At 66.1% G+C, this 20,067-nt stretch carries 17 protein-coding genes and 1 pseudogene; 10 read left to right on the top strand and 8 right to left on the bottom strand.

Translation table 11 applies throughout. The features are described 5' to 3' along the window. Positions 1–2 precede the first annotated feature (2 nt). From QQK63_RS17750 to cysE, 4 genes and pseudogenes are all read left to right on the top strand, one after another. A pseudogene (locus tag QQK63_RS17750) lies at positions 3–1,994 on the top strand (baseplate multidomain protein megatron); the annotation flags it as partial. Positions 1,995–2,084: 90 nt separating this feature from the next. Continuing rightward, positions 2,085–4,433 (top strand): baseplate megatron protein TIM-barrel domain-containing protein, encoded by a 2,349-nt coding sequence (locus tag QQK63_RS17745; RefSeq protein ID WP_431312820.1) that lies wholly within the window; start codon positions 2,085–2,087, stop codon positions 4,431–4,433. Then, a complete protein-coding gene (locus QQK63_RS14665; protein ID WP_277828539.1) occupies positions 4,426–5,136 on the top strand; it encodes a DUF2793 domain-containing protein in 711 nt (236 codons plus the stop codon). The genes QQK63_RS17745 and QQK63_RS14665 overlap by 8 nt, the downstream gene beginning before the upstream one ends. Positions 5,137–5,208: 72 nt before the next feature. Continuing rightward, a complete protein-coding gene (cysE, locus tag QQK63_RS14660) occupies positions 5,209–6,033 on the top strand; it encodes a serine O-acetyltransferase (protein ID WP_277828537.1) in 825 nt (274 codons plus the stop codon). A gap of 109 nt (positions 6,034–6,142) precedes the next feature. On the opposite strand, the gene typA is transcribed toward cysE, so the two are convergent. Then, the gene (gene typA / locus QQK63_RS14655) at positions 6,143–7,963 is read right to left on the bottom strand and encodes a translational GTPase TypA (RefSeq protein WP_277828534.1); all 1,821 of its coding nucleotides are present in this window, start codon (positions 7,961–7,963) and stop codon (positions 6,143–6,145) included. Positions 7,964–8,082: 119 nt separating this feature from the next. Beyond that, positions 8,083–8,502, bottom strand: a complete 420-nt coding sequence (gene irrA, locus QQK63_RS14650) for an iron response transcriptional regulator IrrA (RefSeq protein ID WP_277828532.1) — start codon at positions 8,500–8,502, stop codon at positions 8,083–8,085. 164 nt (positions 8,503–8,666) lie between these two features. On the opposite strand from irrA, the gene fabA reads away from it, so the two are divergent. The 3 genes from fabA (at position 8,667) to QQK63_RS14635 (ending at position 11,326) form a co-directional block, all read left to right on the top strand. After that, positions 8,667–9,176, top strand: a complete 510-nt coding sequence (fabA, locus tag QQK63_RS14645) for a bifunctional 3-hydroxydecanoyl-ACP dehydratase/trans-2-decenoyl-ACP isomerase (protein WP_277828530.1) — start codon at positions 8,667–8,669, stop codon at positions 9,174–9,176. Between the two features lie 124 nt (positions 9,177–9,300). After that, complete coding sequence (locus QQK63_RS14640) at positions 9,301–10,530, top strand: beta-ketoacyl synthase N-terminal-like domain-containing protein (protein ID WP_277828528.1); 1,230 nt, start codon at positions 9,301–9,303, stop codon at positions 10,528–10,530. 7 nt (positions 10,531–10,537) lie between these two features. Continuing rightward, complete coding sequence (locus QQK63_RS14635; protein WP_277828526.1) at positions 10,538–11,326, top strand: enoyl-ACP reductase FabI; 789 nt, start codon at positions 10,538–10,540, stop codon at positions 11,324–11,326. Between the two features lie 49 nt (positions 11,327–11,375). On the opposite strand, the gene QQK63_RS14630 is transcribed toward QQK63_RS14635, so the two are convergent. The 3 genes from QQK63_RS14630 to QQK63_RS14620 form a co-directional block, all read right to left on the bottom strand. Next, positions 11,376–12,647: a PQQ-dependent sugar dehydrogenase gene (locus QQK63_RS14630; RefSeq protein ID WP_277828524.1), complete on the bottom strand. Its 1,272-nt coding sequence runs from the start codon at positions 12,645–12,647 to the stop codon at positions 11,376–11,378. A gap of 194 nt (positions 12,648–12,841) precedes the next feature. Beyond that, positions 12,842–13,165, bottom strand: a complete 324-nt coding sequence (locus QQK63_RS14625; RefSeq protein WP_277828522.1) for a c-type cytochrome — start codon at positions 13,163–13,165, stop codon at positions 12,842–12,844. Between the two features lie 264 nt (positions 13,166–13,429). Next, the gene (locus QQK63_RS14620) at positions 13,430–13,858 is read right to left on the bottom strand and encodes an FKBP-type peptidyl-prolyl cis-trans isomerase (protein WP_277828520.1); all 429 of its coding nucleotides are present in this window, start codon (positions 13,856–13,858) and stop codon (positions 13,430–13,432) included. 162 nt (positions 13,859–14,020) lie between these two features. On the opposite strand from QQK63_RS14620, the gene QQK63_RS14615 reads away from it, so the two are divergent. From QQK63_RS14615 to QQK63_RS14605, 3 genes are read left to right on the top strand one after another with little or no spacing between them, the layout of a single operon-like run. Continuing rightward, complete coding sequence (locus tag QQK63_RS14615; RefSeq protein WP_277828518.1) at positions 14,021–14,707, top strand: haloacid dehalogenase type II; 687 nt, start codon at positions 14,021–14,023, stop codon at positions 14,705–14,707. Beyond that, positions 14,708–15,544, top strand: a complete 837-nt coding sequence (locus tag QQK63_RS14610) for an alpha/beta fold hydrolase (RefSeq protein WP_277828516.1) — start codon at positions 14,708–14,710, stop codon at positions 15,542–15,544. Then, positions 15,541–16,515, top strand: a complete 975-nt coding sequence (locus QQK63_RS14605; RefSeq protein WP_277828514.1) for a threonine ammonia-lyase — start codon at positions 15,541–15,543, stop codon at positions 16,513–16,515. Before QQK63_RS14610 ends, QQK63_RS14605 begins: the two co-directional genes overlap by 4 nt. 31 nt (positions 16,516–16,546) lie before the next feature. On the opposite strand, the gene QQK63_RS14600 is transcribed toward QQK63_RS14605, so the two are convergent. From QQK63_RS14600 to pcaD, 3 genes are read right to left on the bottom strand one after another with little or no spacing between them, the layout of a single operon-like run. Further along, the gene (locus QQK63_RS14600; RefSeq protein WP_277828512.1) at positions 16,547–17,773 is read right to left on the bottom strand and encodes a TCR/Tet family MFS transporter; all 1,227 of its coding nucleotides are present in this window, start codon (positions 17,771–17,773) and stop codon (positions 16,547–16,549) included. Between the two features lie 33 nt (positions 17,774–17,806). Continuing rightward, entirely contained in the window at positions 17,807–19,147 is a 1,341-nt protein-coding gene (locus QQK63_RS14595) for a lyase family protein (RefSeq protein WP_277828510.1), read from the bottom strand. Then, positions 19,144–19,938, bottom strand: coding sequence for a 3-oxoadipate enol-lactonase (gene pcaD / locus QQK63_RS14590; protein ID WP_277828508.1), 795 nt, complete (start codon positions 19,936–19,938; stop codon positions 19,144–19,146). Before pcaD ends, QQK63_RS14595 begins: the two co-directional genes overlap by 4 nt. Between the last annotated feature and the right edge of the window lie 129 nt (positions 19,939–20,067).

The raw sequence follows: 20,067 nt of genomic DNA, 5'->3' as shown, positions 1-20,067 counted from the left end.
ACATGGCGACGCTACTTCTGTCGGCTGCGGGCGCGGCCATCGGCGGCATGACCTCGGGCACAGTTCTGGGCCTGAGCGGGGCGGTGATCGGGCGCGCGGTGGGTGCGACGCTGGGGCGAATGATTGACCAGCGCTCTGCGCCCGAAAGCGGTTCGGAACTGGTGGAACGGGGGCGGATCGACCGGTTCCGCATAACGCAGGCCGACGAGGGCGTGCCGGTGGCGCAGCTCTTTGGCCGGATGCGGCTGGGCGGGCAGGTGATCTGGGCCACGCAATTCGTGGAGCATGTCACCACGACCACAACGGGCGGTGGGGGTGGCGGCGGTGGCGGCGGCAAGGGCGCGCCGCGCCGCCCGCCCGAGCCGACCGTCACGACGACCACCTATTCCTATTCGATCAGCCTTGCGCTGGCGCTGTGCGAGGGGGAAATCCGGCGGGTGGGCCGGGTCTGGGCCGATGGGGTGGAACTGGATCTGAGTGGCGTGGCGATGCGCGTCTATCGGGGCGGTGCAGACCAGATGCCCGACCCGTTGATGGAGGCGGTGGAAGGGGCAGGGGCCGTGCCCGCCTATCGCGGGATCGCCTATGTCGTGTTCGAGGATCTGGACCTGACGGCCTATGGCAACCGGGTGCCTCAATTCGCCTTCGAGGTGACGCGGGGGGCGCAGCCGCAGGCCGATCTGCTGCCCGCCGCCGCCGACATGGTGCGGGCGGTCGCGCTGATGCCCGGCACGGGGGAATATGTGCTGGCAACACGGGTCGTCACCTATTCCGACGGCTATGGGTCGGGTGGGGCGCTCAATGCCAGCACGCCCGCGGGTGGGGCGGATTTTCCTCATGCACTCAGGCAGATGCGCGAGGTCCTGCCGGGGCTGAGATCGGTCAGCCTGATCTATTCGTGGTTCGGGGATGATCTGCGCGCGGGGTCGTGCCGGGTGAAGCCCAAGGTCGAGGATCTGAGCCGGGACGGGGCGCAGATGCCGTGGCGGTCGGGCGGGATCGGGCGGTCGGGCGCCGAGCGGCTGGCGCGTGTCGACGGGCGCCCGGTCTATGGCGGCACGCCCGCGGATGGATCGGTGATCGAGGCGATCCGCGCGATCCGGGCGGGCGGGCAGGAGGTGATGGTTTATCCCTTTCTACTGATGGAAATCCTGACCGGGAATGGGCGGCCGGATCCCTGGGGCGGGGCGGAACAGCCGCCATTGCCGTGGCGGGGGCGGATCACGGGCGCGGTTGCACCCGGCCTGCCCGGTAGCCCGGACGGGACAGCGGCCAATGGCGCGGCGGTGGCGGCGTTTTTCGGCAGCGCGCGGGCGGCACATTTCAGCATCTCGGGCGATCAAGTCGGTTATTCCGGGCCTTCGGAATGGAGCTATCGGCGGTTCATCCTGCATGCCGCCGCGCTCTGTGCGGCGGCGGGCGGGGTGGAGGCGTTTTGCATCGGGTCGGAGATGCGGGCGCTGACGCAGATGCGCGACGACCTGGGTTTTCCGGCGGTGGCGGCGTTTAAGGCGCTGGCCGCCGAGGTGCGGCTGCTATTGCCCCATGCCGATCTGGGCTATGCCGCCGATTGGTCGGAATATTTCGGCTATCATCCGCAAGACGGCAGCGGCGAGGTGTATTTTCACCTCGATCCGCTCTGGGCCGATCCGCAGATCGATTTCATCGGCATCGACAATTACATGCCCTTGAGCGATTGGCGCGACGGGTCGGATCATGCCGATGCGGATTGGGAAACGATCCACGATCTGGATTACCTGCGCGCCAATATCGAGGGGGGCGAGGGGTACGACTGGTATTACCCCACGTCCGAGGCGCGGGCGGCGCAGCGCCGGGAGCCGATCACGGATGGCCTGCACGACGAGCCGTGGACGTTTCGCTACAAGGATCTGCGCGGCTGGTGGGAGGCGGAGCATCACGAACGCATCCCGGGGTCGCGTGGATGGGCCGTGCCGCAGGGCGACCGGCCTGATCTTTGGGCGACGGCGGGTGGCGCGGTTCTGACGCCCGTGGCGGGCAGTTTTGTCGATGGACGGTTCCGGAACGCCGTCACCGTCACCGACGCGACAGGGAATTTCCTGTCGATGGCGCGGTCGGCGGATTTTCCGGGCTTGGCCGGCACGCCCTACAAGGTGCGGCTGTTCTACCGGGCGGGCAGCGCCACCTATCTGCGCCTGACGGTGGATTACCGCGATCCGGCGGTGGCATGGATCTACGTGGTGGGCGCGCCGGGAGAATTGGCCCCGCTGGTCGTCTCGGGCCATGTGGTGCAGGGGGTGGAGAATGTCCTGCATCCCGATGGAACGCATGAGTTTCGCTGCGAGATCCTGTTCAAGGGGCATGATCCGGCGGTGAACATCGGGTTCGGGCCGGGATCGAACGTGCCGGGGCAGACGGTCGATCTGGTCGGGGTGCAGGTGGAGGCGCGGGCGCTGCACAAGACGGGTTGGGTGCCGAAGTCGAAGCCCATCCGATTTACCGAGATCGGCTGCCCCGCCGTCGACAAGGGCACGAACGAGCCCAACAAGTTCTTTGATCCCAAGAGTTCGGAAAGCGGCCTGCCGCAGTATTCGACCGGGCGGCGCGACGATCTGATCCAGGCGCAATACCTGCGTGCGATCCTGTCCTATTGGGAGGAGCCGGGGAAAAACCCGGTCTCGCCCGTCTATGGCGGACCCATGCTGGAGATGGACCGCGCGCATGTCTGGGCCTGGGATGCGCGGCCTTGGCCTGCCTTTCCGCGCGACACGGCCCGGTGGTCGGACGGGGACAACTGGCGGCTGGGGCATTGGATCGCGGGGCGGATCGAGGCGGTGCCGCTGAGCCATGTGGTGGCGGAACTGTGCGAGGCGGCGGGTGTTGCGCGCTACGATGTTTCGGCGCTCCACGGGCTGGTGCGTGGGCATCTGTCGGGCGAGACGGAAAGCGCACGGGCAAGGTTGCAGGCGCTGATGCTGGCCTATGGGTTCCTTGCCGTGGAGCGCGAGGGGATGTTGGTGTTCCGACCTCTGCCGGAACGCGCGGCGGCGGTGATCGATCCAGGCCTGACCGCGCTGGGCGAGGGCGGGGCCGGGGGCCTGACGCTGAGCCGCGCGGCGGAGGCGGAGGTGACGGGGCGTGTGCGCATCGGCTTTACCGCGGCTGAGGCCGATTACGGGGAGCGCGTGGCCGAAGCCGTGTTTCCGGCGGATGGGTCTGACCTTGTGACGGTGAGTGATTTGCCCTTGGCCCTTACCGGGCCCGAGGCGCAGGCGATGGCGGAACGCTGGCTGGCGGAGGCGCGGGTTGCGCGCGACGGCGTGAGTTTCGCGTTGCCGCCCTCGGCCCGGGGTCTGGGGGCGGGCGACATGGTTGCGCTGGGCGATGGATCGACTTGGCGCATCGACCGGGTGGAGGACCGGGGCGCGCGGGCTATCGAGGCGGTGCGGGTCGAACCATCGGTGTTTGAGCCGTCGGAAGCAGTGGAAGAGCGCGCGCCGGTCACGCGTTACATACCGCCCCTGCCGGTCAGCCCGGTTTTCCTCGACCTGCCGCTGTTGTCGGGGTCGGAGATCGAACACGCCCCCCATCTGGCCGTCACGGCACAGCCATGGCCGGGTGCGGTGGCGGTTCATGCCTCGGCCTCGGAGGATGGGTTTTCGTTGGTCCGTTTCGTCGAGCGGAGGGCCCGGATCGGACGGCTGGAGACACCATTGGTTGCGGCGCGGGCGGGGCTTTGGGACCGGTCGGGTCCGCTCAGGGTGCTTTTGCCGGAGGGAAACCTGTCGGGGGCAGAGCGGGAGGCGGTTCTGAACGGCGCCAATGTCGCGGCGATCGGGCTGGGCGATGACGGGCCGTGGGAGGTGATCCAGTTCGAGGGCGCGGAGCTGGTCGGACCGGACCTGTGGGAGATCGGCCTGCGGTTGAGGGGGCAGCAGGGCACGGATGCGCTGATGCCGGAGATCTGGCCGGAGGGAAGCCTGTTCGTCTTGCTCGACGGCGCGCCGGTGCAGATCGACCTTGGGCTATCGGCGCGCGGATTGGCCCGGAATTACCGGATCGGGCCTGCGCGCCGGGGCGTGGAGGATGCGAGCCATGTCGCGCGCCGCCTTGCCTTTGAGGGGGTGGGGTTGCGGCCGTATTCCCCTGTCCATCTGCGCGCGCGGGTCGAGGCGGAAGGTTTGGCGCTGAGCTGGATCCGGCGCAGCCGGATCGACGCCGACAGCTGGCAGGGCGTGGACGTGCCCTTGGGCGAAAGTGTCGAAAGCTATTTGCTGCGCATCGTCGATGCCAGCGGCACGCGGCGCGAGGCGCTGACCGGCGCAGCGGAGTTCTTATACACGAATGCGATGCGGGCAGGGGATGGCACGATTGCACCCTTCACCGTCGAAATCGCCCAGGTTTCCGACCGGTTCGGACCGGGCCCCTTTGCAAGGATCACGATCGATGACTGACACACCGCGCATGTCCCTGCCGCTTTTGTCGCCGTCGCAGGCGCAAAAGCATGTGACCATGAACGAGGCCTTGGCGCGGATCGATGCGTTGACCCATTTGACGCTGGCATCCATTGACGTTGCGACGCCGCCCGCCGTGCCGGTCGAGGGCGACATGTATAGCGTGCCGCAGGGGGCGGTGAATGCTTGGGCTGGGCAGGCGGGGATGCTGGCCATCGCGGTCAACGGCGGATGGGTTTTTGTTCCGCCGCGCCGGGGATGGCGGGCGATGGTTCTGGACCGGGGTCTGCCCGCGATCCATTCCGGGGCGGATTGGCGCATCGGCGCGCTGACGCTGGGTGCGTCGGGCGCGGGGCTGTCCGTGGCTATTGTGGAATTCGACCAGCCGGTCGCGGGCGGGGCAACGGTGACGACCGCCCCTGTCATACCGCCGCGCGCGACCGTGTTCGGGATCACGGGCCGCGTGGTGGAGGCGATTGTTGGTGGAGCCACCAGTTGGTCGCTGGGGGTTGCGGGCGATCCGGGGCGGTTCGGCACGGGCCTTGGCACAGGGCTCAATTCATGGGTCAACGGGCCTGCGGCGCCGATCGTCTATTGGGATGCTACGCCACTTGTCCTGACGGCGGCTGGGGGTGGGTTCAGCGGCGGTCGGGTCCGGTTCGCGGTACATTACACGGAATTGTTCCTGCCCGATCCGGTGTGAGCGGCCTCCTTCCATGATGGACGATGCGACCTATCTGCGATATTCAGGGGGTAGCAACCGGAGGGCAATGCCATGGCGAAGGTGCAGAGAAAACTGGCCGGACTAGACCCTGTGTGGCAGCGCATTCTGACCGAGGCCGAACAGGCGGTGATCGACGAACCGCTTCTGGGCGGGTTGATCCATGGTTGCGTGCTGCATCATGACAGTCTCGAGCGGGCCTTGGCCTACCGGCTGGCGCAAAAGCTGGCCTCGGGCGAGATGTCGGAGCAATTGGTGCGCGAGATCGCGGATGAGGCGCATCGTGCCGACCCCGGTTTGGGCGCTGCGGCACGGGCCGATATCATGGCGGTCCATGACCGCGATCCGGCCTGCCATCGCTACATCCAGCCCTTGTTGTTCTTCAAGGGATTTCAGGCGGTGCAGGCCTATCGCGTCGGCCATTGGCTCTGGACGCAGGGGCGGCAGGATCTGGCCTATTTCATCCAGATGCGCGTCTCCGAGATTTTCGGCGTCGACATTCACCCCGCCGCGCGGATCGGCAGGGGGATCATGATCGACCATGCCCATTCCATCGTGGTGGGCGAAACGGCTGTCGTGGGCGACAATGTCTCCATGCTGCATTCGGTGACGCTGGGCGGTACCGGCAAGGAGACCGAGGATCGCCACCCCAAGATCGGTGACGGTGTTCTTATCGGGGCCGGCGCCAAGGTTCTGGGCAATATCCGCATCGGGAATTGCTCGCGCATCGCGGCGGGATCCGTGGTGCTGGAGGAAGTGCCGCCCTGCAAGACCGTGGCGGGTGTACCTGCGCGGATCGTGGGCGAGGCGGGCTGCGCACAACCCGCCATGAGCATGGATCACCTGCTGCCCAATGCGGGGACGAGCGCGGCCGAGTAAGGCACGCCTTCAGTCACACCTGCAACGCCGTCAGTTGCGCCGCGTGGCGCACCCTTGGCGCTTTTTCTCAGCAAGAGAGGTCGGTGCGCCGCCGGGCGCACCGGTTCCGTCACTCGGCGGCGCGCGACATCCGCTTGCGCTCATGCGGATCAAGGTAGCGCTTGCGCAGGCGGATCGCGTTGGGCGTGACCTCGACCAGTTCGTCGTCGTCGATATAGGCGATCGCCTGTTCCAGCGTCATGGTGATCGGCGTGGTCAGGCGCACAGCCTCGTCCGTTCCGCTTGCGCGGATGTTCGTCAGCTTCTTGCCCTTGAGCGGGTTCACCTCGAGATCGTTGTCGCGGCTGTGCTCACCGATGATCATGCCGGTGTAGATCGGTTCCTGCGCGCCGATGAACATGCGGCCGCGTTCCTCGAGGTTCCAAAGTGCATAGGCCACGGACACGCCGTTCTCCATCGAGATGAGAACGCCCGCGCGCCGTCCCTCGATCGGGCCCTTGTAGGGTTCCCACGCGTGGAACACACGGTTCAGAACGCCCGTTCCGCGCGTGTCGGTCAGGAATTCGCCGTGGTAGCCGATGAGACCGCGCGAGGGGACAAGCGCGATGATCCGCGTCTTTCCCGCACCGGCCGGTTTCATTTCCTTCAGCTCGCCCTTGCGGGGGCCGGTGATCTTTTCGATCACGGCTCCGGTGTAGTCGTCATCCACGTCGATGGTGACTTCTTCGACTGGTTCGTGGCGCACCCCGTCGATGTCGCGAAACAGCACCTGCGGGCGGGAGATCGACAATTCGAACCCTTCGCGGCGCATGTTCTCGATCAGGACGCCCATCTGGAGTTCGCCGCGGCCCGCAACCTCGAAGGCTTCGCCGCCGGGGGTGTCGGTGACGCGGATGGCGACGTTGCTTTCGGCCTCTTTCAGCAGGCGTTCGCGGATGACGCGGCTTTGCACCTTCTTGCCGTCCCGGCCCGCGAGCGGGCTGTCGTTGATGCCAAAGGTCACGGTGATCGTGGGCGGGTCGATGGGCTGGGCGCGGAGGGGTTGATCGACCGCCAGTGCACAGATCGTATCGGCCACGGTGGATTTCGTCATGCCCGCGAGGCTTACGATATCGCCTGCCAGCGCCTCTTCGATGTCCTGCTGACCGAGGCCGCGGAAGGCCTGGATGCGGGTGACGCGGAATTGTTCCACCTTTTCACCGAGCCGCGAGAGCGTCTGCACGGTCTGGCCGACCTTGAGCCGCCCGGATTCCACCCGCCCCGTCAAAAGCCGCCCGACGAACGGGTCGGCCCCCAGCGTCGTCGCGAGCATCCGGAAATCCTCGTTCTGGCGGGCGATCTGGCGCGGTTTGGGGACATGGCGCACGATCAGGTTGAAAAGCGCGTGCAGATCTTTGCGCGGGCCGTCGAGCGTGGGATCGGCCCAGCCGGAACGGCCCGAGGCATAGAGATGCGGGAAATCGAGTTGGTCTTCGTCGGCATCGAGGGCTGCGAAGAGGTCGAACACCTCGTCCAGCGCGCGGTCGGGATCGGCGTCGGGCTTGTCGACCTTGTTGAGGACCACGATCGGCCGCAGCCCAAGCGCCAGCGCCTTGGAGGTCACGAATTTCGTCTGGGGCATCGGGCCCTCGGCGGCGTCGACCAAGAGAACGACACCGTCAACCATGCTCAGGATGCGTTCCACCTCGCCGCCGAAATCGGCGTGGCCGGGGGTGTCGACGATGTTGATCCGCGTACCTTTCCATTCCACCGAGGTGGGTTTGGCGAAGATCGTGATGCCGCGTTCGCGTTCCAGATCGTTACTGTCCATCGCCCGTTCGGCCACGGCCTGATTTTCGCGGAAAGCGCCGGATTGCTTGAGAAGGTTGTCGACCAGCGTGGTCTTGCCGTGGTCGACGTGCGCGATGATCGCGATATTGCGGAGGTCCATGGGAGGGAAGGGCCTTTGGATCGGAAAGGGACAGGGTTGGCCGTGCCGTTACAGGCTCGGGGCAGCTTTGGCTAGGCCGAAAGGGCAGGGTGGTGCCGCGGCGCGGCAAAAGCGGCGGATCAGCGCGTCTTGCGAAGGCGGATCACGACGTCGAGCTTGGCGATCTCGTAGCCTTCCGGCACATCGGGCAGGCCGCGGATCTCAAGATCGGCGGCGGGCGCGTCGGTCAGGTCGCCGCTATCCTCGAAATGGAAATGCGGGTGGTCGTCCATGCGGGTGTCGAAATAGCTGCGCGAGCCATCAACGGTGACTTCCTGCATCAGGCCGGCGTCGCAAAAGGCGCGTAGCGTGTTGTAGACGGTGGCGAGCGACACCTTGTCCCCCGTCGCGATCACCGCATCGTGAAGTCCCTCGGCGGTGACGTGGCGGTTTTCTCCGTCGCCCACCAGCAGCGAAGCAAGCGCCAGACGCTGGCGCGTCGGCCTAAGATCACCTTGGGTGAGCCAGGTTTTGCTGCGTTCTAGTGCTGCGGGCGTCATGGTGGCGACTTTCGTTGCGGTTGTTCCATATATAGGGCGTTTTCCCCGCTGGTTTCAATCGCAAAGCCGAAGGTGCCGTCCCGCGGCCTTGCACCGTGGTCGCGGGCGGTGCTAGAGGGTTGCAACATTTTCGGCCGGAACGGTCATGGCATCTGCGGGGGGACATGGCAGATTATCCCACATCTTTCGACCGCGAGGCGCTTTTGGCCTGCGCCCGTGGCGAGCTTTTCGGGCCGGGCAACGCGCAACTGCCCGAACCGCCGATGCTGATGATGGACCGGATCACCGAGATTTCGGGGGATGGCGGTGTGCATGGCAAGGGCCATGTCGTGGCCGAATTCGATATCACCCCCGACTTGTGGTTCTTTTCCTGCCACTTCCCCGGCAACCCCATCATGCCCGGCTGCCTTGGCCTTGACGGTTTGTGGCAGTTGACCGGCTTCAACCTCGGTTGGCGCGGCTGGACGGGCCGGGGCTACGCCTTGGGCGTTGGCGAGGTCAAGCTGACGGGCATGGTGCGCCCTGACCGCAAGATGTTGACCTATCACGTCGATTTCACCAAGGCCGTGCAGACGCGTCGCCTGACGATGGGCGTCGCCGATGGCCGTGTCGAAGCCGATGGCGAGGTGATCTATCTCGTCAAGGACATGAAGGTCGCGCTGAGCGAAAGCTGAGCACGGGTCGTGTGACGCGCAACCGCGCGGCGCGCTGCTTGCGTCACTGACGCGGCTTGCCTAAACAGGCCCGGACCAACGCGAGGGAGGCCCTTATGCGCCGCGTCAAACGAGGGGTTTGCAAATGAGACGTGTCGTCGTCACGGGCTTGGGCATCGTCTCGCCCATCGGGAACAATGCCGCCGAGGTGGAGGCGTCTTTGCGCGCTGGCCGGTCGGGGATCGAAACCCATCCCGATATGGTGGAACACGGGTTCCGCAGCCAGATCGCCGGAACGCTCAAGATCGACACGGCCGAACATGTCGACAAGCGGAGCTTGCGCTTCATGGGGCCGGGGGCTGCCTATGCCCATATCGCCATGGGCCAAGCCATCGCCCATGCGGGCCTGACCGAGGCGGAGATCGTGTCCGAACGGACCGGCTTGATCGCGGGATCGGGTGGGCCATCGACCAGCGCGATGTTCACGGCGCATCAATCGGTGCTGTCGACCGGTGCCACCAAGCGGATCGGCCCCTTTGCCGTGCCCAAATGCATGTCCTCGACCATCAGTGCGAACCTTGCCACGTCCTACAAGATCAAGGGCATCAACTATTCCATCACCTCGGCCTGTTCGACATCGCTCCATTGCATCGGCGCGGCGGCGGAACAGATCATGCTGGGCAAGCAGGACGTCATGTTCGCGGGCGGGGCCGAGGAGCTGGATTGGACGCTGTCGTGTCTTTTCGACGCGATGGGCGCCATGTCGTCGAAATACAATGACACCCCCGCCGAGGCCTCTCGTGCCTTTGACGCGGGGCGCGACGGCTTCGTGATCGCAGGCGGCGGCGGCATCGTGGTGCTGGAAGCGCTCGATCACGCGCTGGCCCGCGGGGCCAATATTCTTGCCGAGGTGACGGGTTTTGCCGCCACCTCCGACGGGCATGACATGGTCGCGCCTTCGGGCGAGGGCGGCGAACGGGCGATGCGGCTGGCGCTGCAAACCCTGCCTGCGGGCCGCCACGTCGATTACATCAACGCGCACGGCACCTCGACCCCCGTCGGCGATGTGGGCGAGGTTCAGGCCGTGCGCCGCGTGTTTGGCGAGGGAACAACGCCGCCGATCAGTTCCACCAAATCGATGACCGGCCATGCGCAGGGCGCGGCCGGCGCGCTCGAGGCGATTTTCTGCCTTTTGATGTTGCAAGGCGATTTCATCGCGCCCTCGATCAATGTCGAAACCCTTGACCCTGCGCTATCGCCGGATGAGATCGCGACAAGCCTGCGCGAGAACGCGGGTCTGGATACGGTGATGACGAATTCCTTCGGGTTTGGCGGCACGAACGGCTCCATGCTGCTCAGCCGGTTTGACGGGTAAGACGGACATGGCGAATTTGATGACGGGCAAACGCGGGCTTGTGATGGGGGTCGCGAATGACCGCTCCATCGCGTGGGGCATCGCCTCGGCGCTGCACGCGGAAGGGGCAGAGCTGGCTTTTTCCTATCAAGGTGAAGCGTTTGGCAAGCGGGTCGAGCCGTTGGCCGCCTCGGTCGGGTCGGATTTCCTTGTCGATGTCGACGTGATGGATGACGCAAGCCTCGACGCCGCTTTTGCCGCGCTCAAAGCGCGCTGGGGGACTATCGATTTTCTGGTCCATGCCATCGCCTATTCCGACAAGACCGAACTGACCGGCCGCTTCATCAACACCAGCCGCGAGAATTTCCGGAATTCGCTGACGATCAGTTGCTATTCCTTCATCGACGTGGCGCGCCGTGCCTCGGAATTGATGCCCGATGGTGGCTCGCTCATCACGTTGACCTATCAGGGGTCGAACCGGGTGACGCCCTTCTACAACGTGATGGGTGTGGCCAAGGCGGCGCTGGAAAGCTCGGTCCGCTATCTGGCCAATGACCTCGGGCCGCAACAGATCCGCGTGAACGCCATCAGCCCCGGCCCGATGAAGACCCTTGCGGGCGCAGCCATCGGCGGCGCGCGCAAGACCTTCAAGACGACCGAGGCGAATGCGCCGCTCCGCGCCAATGCCACGCTCGAGGCGATCGGCGGCACGGCGGCCTACCTGTGTTCGGATTACGGGGCCTGCACCACGGGCGAGATCGTCATCGTGGATGGCGGCTATCATGTGCTGGGCATGATGCAGCCCGAGAACATGTGATCTGCCAGTGGGCCGCGCCGCCCGATCAGGCGACGCGGCTTTTGTGGTGTCAGTTCGGGATGATCCGGTAGATCTCGCCTTCGTCCATGGCGGCGTAGAGATTGCCGTCCGGCCCAAGGACGACCGACCGGAAGCGGCCCGGCTCCATCGGGAGCGGCATCGAGATCACCTCGGCGGACATGCCGTCTTCGGCAATGTCCAACAGGTCGATCCGCTGGCCCACGGGCGTGCCACCAAAGCCGATGCCCATGATCCCGACTGCCATGTGGCCGTTCCAGTCACCCCATTGATCCCCGACGAGGAAGGCGGCAGACCCCGTGCCTTGTGACAGGCCATCGTTGACCCAAGCGGGCGGCATGGCGTCGGGGTAGGTCGCGGTATCCGTCATCGGCATGAAGGCCGCGCGTTCGCCGGGATCCATCCCCTCCATCTGGTTCGGCGAATAGCCGCAGTAATTGTCCGGGCAATCGCCGCGTCCAGCCATGTTCGGGCGGGGATCCCATCCGCCGTTGCCGCCCGCGCGCAGCACTGTGACCTCGTCGGAATGCCACGGCCCGTGCTCGGCGATCACCACCGCCCCGGTGTCGGGATCGAAGGCGATCCCCTGCACGTTGCGGTGACCATAGGTGAAGACGCGCGGATCGAACCCTTCGGGCGCGCCGTTGTCGGGTGCAGCGTTCCCATCGGTGTCGATGCGCAGAACCTTGCCGCCCAACAGCGTCGGAGATTGGGGCACTTCGCCGTTATGGGTGTCGCCGGTGGTCACGAACAAGAATCCGTCATTGAAACGTATGCGCCCGCCATTATGCGCGCCGGGCCCGCCGAACGGATGATCCGAGGCTGCGGGCTTGTAGGGAATGTCGTCGACGATATCGACCCGATCCGAGACGGAGGCGAAATCCTCGGCCACAGTCATCCGCATCACATGGTTCGACTGCGTGCCGGTCGCGGTCGAAGCGGAATAGACGTAGATTCGGCGGTTGTTGGCGAAATCCGGGTCGATGGCGACGCCAAGCATCCCGGCCTGTCCCTCGCAGAACAGGTCATCGGCGGTGGTGGGATACCCTTCCGATCCGCTCATTCCCAGTAGCGGCATCACGTCGCCCGAAGGCATCCGCACCGACAGCCCATGACACTTCTCGGTGAAGAACATGGTTCCATCGTCGAGGAACGCCATGTCCCACGGGCCGCGCAGCTCGGACATGACCACTTCGTGGGTCAGGCTGGGCGCCTCCGCGCGAGCGTCGAATGCTGTCAGCCCGATCAATGCGGTCGAGGCGAGCGCCACGCCAAGCGTGAACCCAATCTTTGCAGTTTTCATCGTCTTCCTCCCTGTGAAAAGCGGTGTCCTCCCCGACACCGCGCCATGCGGATGGGTGCGGCCAAGGCCGCTGATCTCCGGTCGTGCCGGGCAATTGGCCGTCCGCATGATGCGGCCCCTTGCCCTTGCGGCGTTACCGGATCCGGTTGGGGCAGGGCGGATCGGTGTCTGCCCCCCCCGTCAGGCGATCGTTCCTATTGGAACGTGGCCGAGATGAATTGGGACAGGGACGCGATCTGCTCGTCCGTCAGGTCGCGCGCATTTGGGATCATCAGGCCCGAATTCGGCCCGATGGCTTGCCCGGAGCGATAGATTTCCAGCTTTTCGACAAGATATTCCACGGGGCGGTTCTGCAGCGACGGATAGACCGACACACCGCGCCCCGTGCGTCCGTGACAGGCCGAGCACGATGTCGCGTACATCTCTGCCGCCATCGCATCGCTGGCCGTATCGGCCTTTGCAGGCTGAAGACCTGACACGGCCGCCGCGCAGGACGCGGCCAAAATAAGTGATTTCATGGACCCTCCCTTCCATGGCTGTCGAGGCCGTCGCGGAGGGGGCGGTGACATACAGCACCCGGAATCACCCTCTGCGTCAGACTGACGCAACGGAAGGTAAATCAGTATCTTTCGACGTCAACGAGCAATCGCGCCGATACTTGTGCCCGAACGAAGATCCGCTGATCGCTGCAGTGCGCGCGTTGTCGAAAAGCCCGCGCTCGACAGTGCAGGGCAGTGTGCCGGGGCCGTCAGGGACCACCCCGGCACAGTCGCAGTCGTTGATCAGGCGACCTTCACCAGTTCCACGGCAAAGGTCAGATCCTGCCCGGCCAGCGGATGGTTCGCATCGAGCGTCACCGCCTCCTCGGTCACCTCGGCCACCGTTACCGGCATGGCCTGACCGTCGGGCGTCTGCACCTGCAATTGCGTCCCGAGGTCGAGCGGGATGTGCGCGGGAACCGCGTCGCGCGGGACCTGCTGCATCGCCTCTTCCCGGCGCGGCCCATAGGCCTGCGCAGCCGGGATGGTTACCGTCTTGGTCTCGCCTTCCGACATGCCGTCAAGTGCCGCTTCGAGGCCCGGAATGATCTGGCCTGCACCCATTTCGAAGGTCAGCGGCTCGCGTCCTTGGGAACTGTCGAAGGTGGTGCCATCGGCCAGCGTGCCGGTGTAATGAATCGAAACTTTCGTGCCGGGCATAGCCTGGGTCATGGGATATCCTTTGTTGGGGAAATGGGTTTTGCGGCATGGGTTGATCTGCCGCGGCTCTGTTTCACTATAGGCGACCCGTCGCCGGGATTAAACCGGCCCGACACGAATTGTCGCGGCCGGCGCGTCGTGCAAGGGTGCCCCGACCGGGAAAGGGGGGATGCGATGACCCGTATCACGACCTGCGTTTTCGACGCTTACGGAACCTTGTTCGACGTGGCGGCCGCGGCCCGAGCGCTGGCGCAAGCGCCGGGGCAGGGTGGCTTTGCCCCGCACTGGCAACAGGTCGCTGCCGACTGGCGTCTGAAGCAGCTGGAATATTCATGGCTGCGCGCGATTACCGGGGATTACGCCGATTTCTGGCAACTCACGCAGGATGCGCTTGATTGGGCGCTGGAGCGTGCGGGGCTCTCGGATCCCGATCTGCGCGTGGCGCTTCTGGATCTTTATCATCGGCTCGCGGCCTACCCCGAGGTGCCCGATGTTCTGGCCGGTCTCAAGGCGCGTGGCCTGACCTGCGCCATCTTGTCGAACGGGTCGCCCGACATGCTGGAAGCCGCCGTGACCAGCGCGGGCATCGGCGTCCATCTGGATGCCGTGCTGAGTGTCGCGCCGCTGAGGACCTTCAAGCCCGACGCGCGTGTCTATGACCTTGTGGGCGCGCGCTTCGGCAAAGCGCGCGGGCAGGTTCTCTTCGTGTCATCGAACGGGTGGGACATCTGCAGCGCGGCCGCCTACGGGTTCCGCACGCTGTGGGTCAATCGCGCGGGCCTGCCTGTGGATCGCTTGCCGGGACGTCCCGACCGCATTGCGTCCGATCTTGCCGCGATCCCCGACTTTCTGGAGGGTTGAATGGAATTCCTCACCGCCGCCGACGGACTTCGCCTTGCCTATGACGTGCAGGGGACCGGATCGCCACTCCTTTGCCTGCCGGGCCTGACCCGCAACATGGGGGATTTCGAACCCGTCCTCGACGCCTTCGGCCATCGCGCGCAGGTCATCCGCATGGATTTTCGAGGGCGTGGGGCCTCTGATTGGGGCGATCCGGCCACCTATCAGGTTCCACAGGAGGCGGCGGATGTTCTTGCGCTCCTCGACCATCTTGGGCTTGAGCGTGTCACGATCCTCGGCACCTCGCGCGGCGGGCTTGTGGCGCTGGTCCTTGCCGCCATGGCGCGCCCCCGCATCGCTGGCGTCATCTTCAACGACATCGGCCCCGAGATCATGCCCGAGGGGTTGGCCTATATCATGGATTACCTTGGCAAGCCGCCGCGCTTCAAAACGCTTGAGGAAGCCGCGACCTCCCTGCCGCGCCACTATGCCCCGGCCTTTCGCAACGTGCCTGATACGACATGGGCCGCTATGGCCCGCCGGATCTACCGCGAGGAGCAGGGGCGTTTGGTGAACCGCTATGATCCCGCCCTGCGCGAGGCGGTCGCGCCCGCCTTTGCACCGGGTGCCGTGGCCCCCGATCTCTGGCCATTGTTCGATGCGCTCGCGGGCGCGCCGCTTGGCCTTATCCGGGGAGCAGGGTCGAACATCCTGTCGGCCGAAACCGCATCCGAAATGCGCCGCCGCCGCCCCGACATGGCCCATGCCGAATTGGCCGATCGGGGCCATGTGCCTTTCCTCGATGAACCCCCCGCGATCCGCGTGATCGAAACCGTGCTGGAGCAAGCAAAGACATGACCGACATCGCCCAGATCGAAGCCGCTGCCGTCCGCGCCAAGGGGATCGTGCGCGAAACGCCGCTTCTCTCCTCGCCTTTCCTCGACGAAATCGCGGGCCGCCCTGTCCTTGCCAAGGCCGAGGTGCTTCAACACACGGGCTCCTTCAAGTTCCGGGGCGGATGGTCGGCCGTCTCCGCCCTCGATCCCGAAACGCGCGCCCGCGGCGTTCTGGCCTTTTCCTCGGGCAACCACGCCCAGGGCGTGGCTTATGCGGCGGCGCTCCATGGTGTGCCTGCCGTCATCATCATGCCCAAGGACGCGCCCGCGCTGAAGATCGAGAACACGCGCGCCTTGGGGGCCGAGGTTGTACTTTACGACCGGGCAGGCGGCGAGGATCGCGCGGAGATCGGTGCGCGGCTGCAGGCGGAACGGAACATGACGTTGATCAAACCCTTCGATGACATTCAGGTCATCGCGGGGCAGGGCACCTGCGGGCTAGAGATCGCCGCGCAGGCCGCGGTACTGGGTGTCACCTCCGGCACGGTCCTGACGTGCTGCGGTGGCGGTGGGCTGACCGCCGGGATCGCGCTGGCGCTTGCGGCACACGCGCCGGGCATGACCGTCCGTCCGGTGGAGCCCCAAGGCTTCGACGATACCGCGCGTTCACTCGCCTCCGGCACCCGCACCCGCCACGCATCGCCCGAAGCAGGCTTTTGCGACGCCATTCTCACGCCAATGCCGGGCGAGATCACCTTTCCGATCCTGTCGCGCCTCTGCGGACCGGGTATCGTCGTCACCGAACTGGAAGTGAAGGAGGCGATGCGCCTTGCCGCCAGCCGATTGAAACTGGTGGTGGAACCCGGCGGCGCGGTGGCGCTTGCCGCGGCGCTCTTTCATGGCCGCGATCTAGACGATGGCCCGGTGATTTGCACGCTTTCGGGTGGCAACGCCGACCCCGGCCATTACGCCGAGATCCTCGCGGGCGGCTGATCCTTCATCTTTCCCCAAATACGGGAACCCTTCACTCCGCCGCTGTCACCGGCGTGGGGGTGGCGCGCGTCGAGACATAGAGAAAGAACGCCCCCGCCATCAGCACGGCGGCGATCAGGAAGGGCGCACCGGGCAGGATGATCGCGCCCTCCGGCCGCGTGAACCAGAAAAAGGCCTGTGTCATGATCAAGGGCGACAGGATCATCGACAGCGCCGAGATAGAGGACAGGACGCCCTGCAATTCGCCCTGCGCGTCCGGGCCTGCCGCGCGGCTCATCACGCCCTGCATCGCAGGGGCGACGATGGCCCCCATGGCCGAGATCGGGATCAGGATCCAGATCATCCAGCCCTGCGTGGCAAATCCGTAAAGCACCAGACACAGCGTGTTCAGGATGAGCCCCCAGACAACGGCCCGCGTCTCGCCCAGTCGGGGCAGGATCGCCCGGATAAGCCCCGCCTGCACCACCGCGATGGCAACCCCGTAGGCGGCCAGCGACAGGCCCACCATTCGCGCGTCCCAGCCGAACGCGCCCTGAATGTAATAGGCCCAGATGGCAGGATAGGTGAAATTCGCGATCTGGTAGGCCAGCATCACCGCCAGAAGCGCCTTCACACCCGGCAAGCGTCCGACCGCGCGCAAGGCACCTGCGGGGTTCGCGCGGCTCCAGTCCAGGGCGCGGCGGCGTTCCTTGGGCAGGCTTTCGGGCAGAACGAAATAGCCGAAGGCGAAATTCAGCGCTGCAAGGCAGGCGGCGGCGACAAAGGGCGCGCGCGGATCAAGCCCGCCCAGCAATCCCCCAAGGGCTGGGCCGAAGATGAACCCCATCCCGAAGCCCGCCGAGATCAGGCCGAAATTCTGCGCTCTTTTGGACCCATCCGTTATGTCGGCCATGTAGGCCAAGGCGGTCGAATGCGTCGCCGCAGCCGCCCCCGCGATGATCCGCCCGAAAAGCAGGATCCAGATCGAGCCCGCCACGGCCATGATGACGTAATCAAGGGCGAGAACGGCCAACGACACCAGCAGAACCGGCCGCCGCCCGAACCGATCCGACAGGTTGCCCAGCGTGGGGGAAAAGCCGAATTGCATCACAGCGTAGGAGGCAGACAGGATGCCACCCCAAAGCGCCGCATCCGACAGCGACACGCCCTCCACCTCGCGGATCAGGTCCGGGATAACGGGCAGGATCAACCCGATCCCCATCGCGTCCAGCGTCACGGTGATCAGGATGAACAGGACGGGCAGGCGGGGGTTGGCCATGGCTGGCCTTTCAGGGTTTCTGTCGGACATGTGTCAATCTAGATTTACACCTTGCCCTTGTCCATCGCCGATTTTTCGCGCTTCCCGGGCAAAGGCCCGCGCCTCGGCCGGTGCTTGCCCGAGGCTCGACAGGCCCGACAGGTCAAGCCCCGGATAGGCCTTTGCGACCAGATCGGGCAGCGGGCGGCCCGTTGCCCGCGCCTCGCCCGCCAGCCGCTTGACCTCGGCCTGCGCCTCGGGCCGGGGCATGTGGCGGGCCAGTGCGAAACTGAGTGCCTCTGCATGGATCAGGCCCGGCGCGGCGGTCAGCCGTGTCTCCATGGCGGCGGCGTCGGGTTCCACCTGCGCCATGACATCGGCCAGTACGGCGGCGGATTTCCCCGCGGCCATCGCCAGCCCCGGCAGCACCAGCCATTCGGTGAACCAGCCCGCCCCATCGCGCGCCTCGCGGTGCGGATGGCCAAGTGCTGCGCCTTGGGCGGCGGCAAAGCGCACCAGCGCCACGAGAACCGAGGGCGCGACCGGGTTTTCCTTTTGCGGCATGGTCGACGAGGCCCCCCCACCGCCCAGACGTACCTCGACCACATCGCTGCGCGTCAGGATCAGGAGGTCCTCACCCGCCTTCGCACTCGCTGCCGTGACCTCCTGCAACAGATGCCCGAGTTCGGCGATCAGGCTCCGGTCCGCGTGCCAGCTTCTGCCCGGATCGGCCAGCCCCAATGCCTCGGCGAGATCTGCCCGGATCGCGGCCGGATCCTCCCCCAGCATGGATGCCGTTCCGCCCGCCCCGGAGAGCGACACGACAAGCCGGGGGCGCAGGGCGCGGACGCGCTCCACCGCGCGCATTACGGGCCAACCCCATCCCGCCACCATCGCACCGAAACTGGTCGGCACCGCGACCTGCCCATAGGTCCGCGCGGCCATGGGCATCTCTGCCGCCGCCTCTGCCAGATCGGCCAACCGCGCCGAGGCCATGACCAGCCGCGCCTCGATCAGCGCAAGCACCTGCCTGAGCCGCAGCATCAGGCCGGTGTCCTGGATATCTTGGCTCGTGGCTCCGAAATGCAGCCAGGTGGCATGTTCCGGCGCGTCCAGCGCCTTGCGCAAGGCTGCCACCAAGCCCGGCACGCTGACCCCGTTCCGTCCGACGCTGTCGGCAAGGCCCGCGGGGTCGATCTGCACTTCCATCATGGCGCGCGCCAGAAAGGCGCCAGAAACCTCCGGGATCACGCCCGCGCGGCCCTGCGCCTTGGCCAAGGCGCCCAGAACCAACATCATCGCCCGGATCTCGGCGGTGTCCGAAAATAGCCGACCCATCTCGGCATCCCCGAAAAGCTGGCGGTGGATCGCGCTGTCAAAGGGGCTGACGCTCATGGCGCGAGATGCCCGATATCGCGCAGGAACCCTGCCAGAAGCGGGCCGAAGACTTCAGGCTTTTCCACGCAGGGCAGATGGCCTGCGCCCCGGATCAGCTCATAGCGCGCGCCGGGGATCAGATCGGCCAGTTCGCGCACCAGATCGGGCGGCGTCGATCCATCCTCCGATCCTGCGATGACCAGCGCAGGCAGGCGCAACGCGGCCGTTGTGGGGTAGAAATCCGTGCCCGCGATCGCCGCCGAACAGCCTGCATAGCCTGCCCCCGGCGTCGTCTCGACCATGCGCCGCCAAGGCGAAACCTGCGGCGTCTCGCGGAAGCCCTTGGAGAACCAGCGCGTCATGATCGCGTCGGCCATCGGCCCCGTACCTTCCGTCTCGGCGATGGCGATGCGCTCTGCCCAAAGCTCGCGTGTGCCGATCTTGGGTGCCGTGTTCGACAGGACTACCGCCCGGATCAGGTCCAGCCGCTTGGCCGCCAGACCCTGCGCGATCATCCCCCCGATCGACAGGCCCACGAAAACGCAGTCCCGCACAGCCAGATGGTCGAGCAGCCGTTCGGCGTCATGGATCAGCCCGCCCATCGTGTAGGGCGATGGCGGGCAGGTCGACAGCCCATGCCCGCGCTTGTCGTAGCGGATCACCCGCAGGCCTTGGGGCAGATAGGGCAAGATCGCATCCCAAAGCCGGAAATCCGTGCCCAGCGAATTGGAAAACACCACAACCGGTGCCTCCCGTGGCCCGGTATCGGCGTAATGCAGCACCACATCGCCCAGATCGAGACTGTCCATTGCATCCTCCCTGCCTATGCCCCGGTTTTGGGCCAGCCACCCGCGCCCTGCAAGGGGGCAGGGTCGCGAACGGGCCAGCCGGGGGCGCAGTTCGGCCTTGCGGCGCGCGTCCCCTGTGCAAGGATGGGA

This window comes from Roseicyclus marinus (assembly GCF_030163795.1).
Lineage (GTDB): Bacteria > Pseudomonadota > Alphaproteobacteria > Rhodobacterales > Rhodobacteraceae > Roseicyclus > Roseicyclus marinus.
Note: the sequence above shows the minus strand (reverse complement) of the source record. Positions and strands in the feature narration are given on the sequence as shown.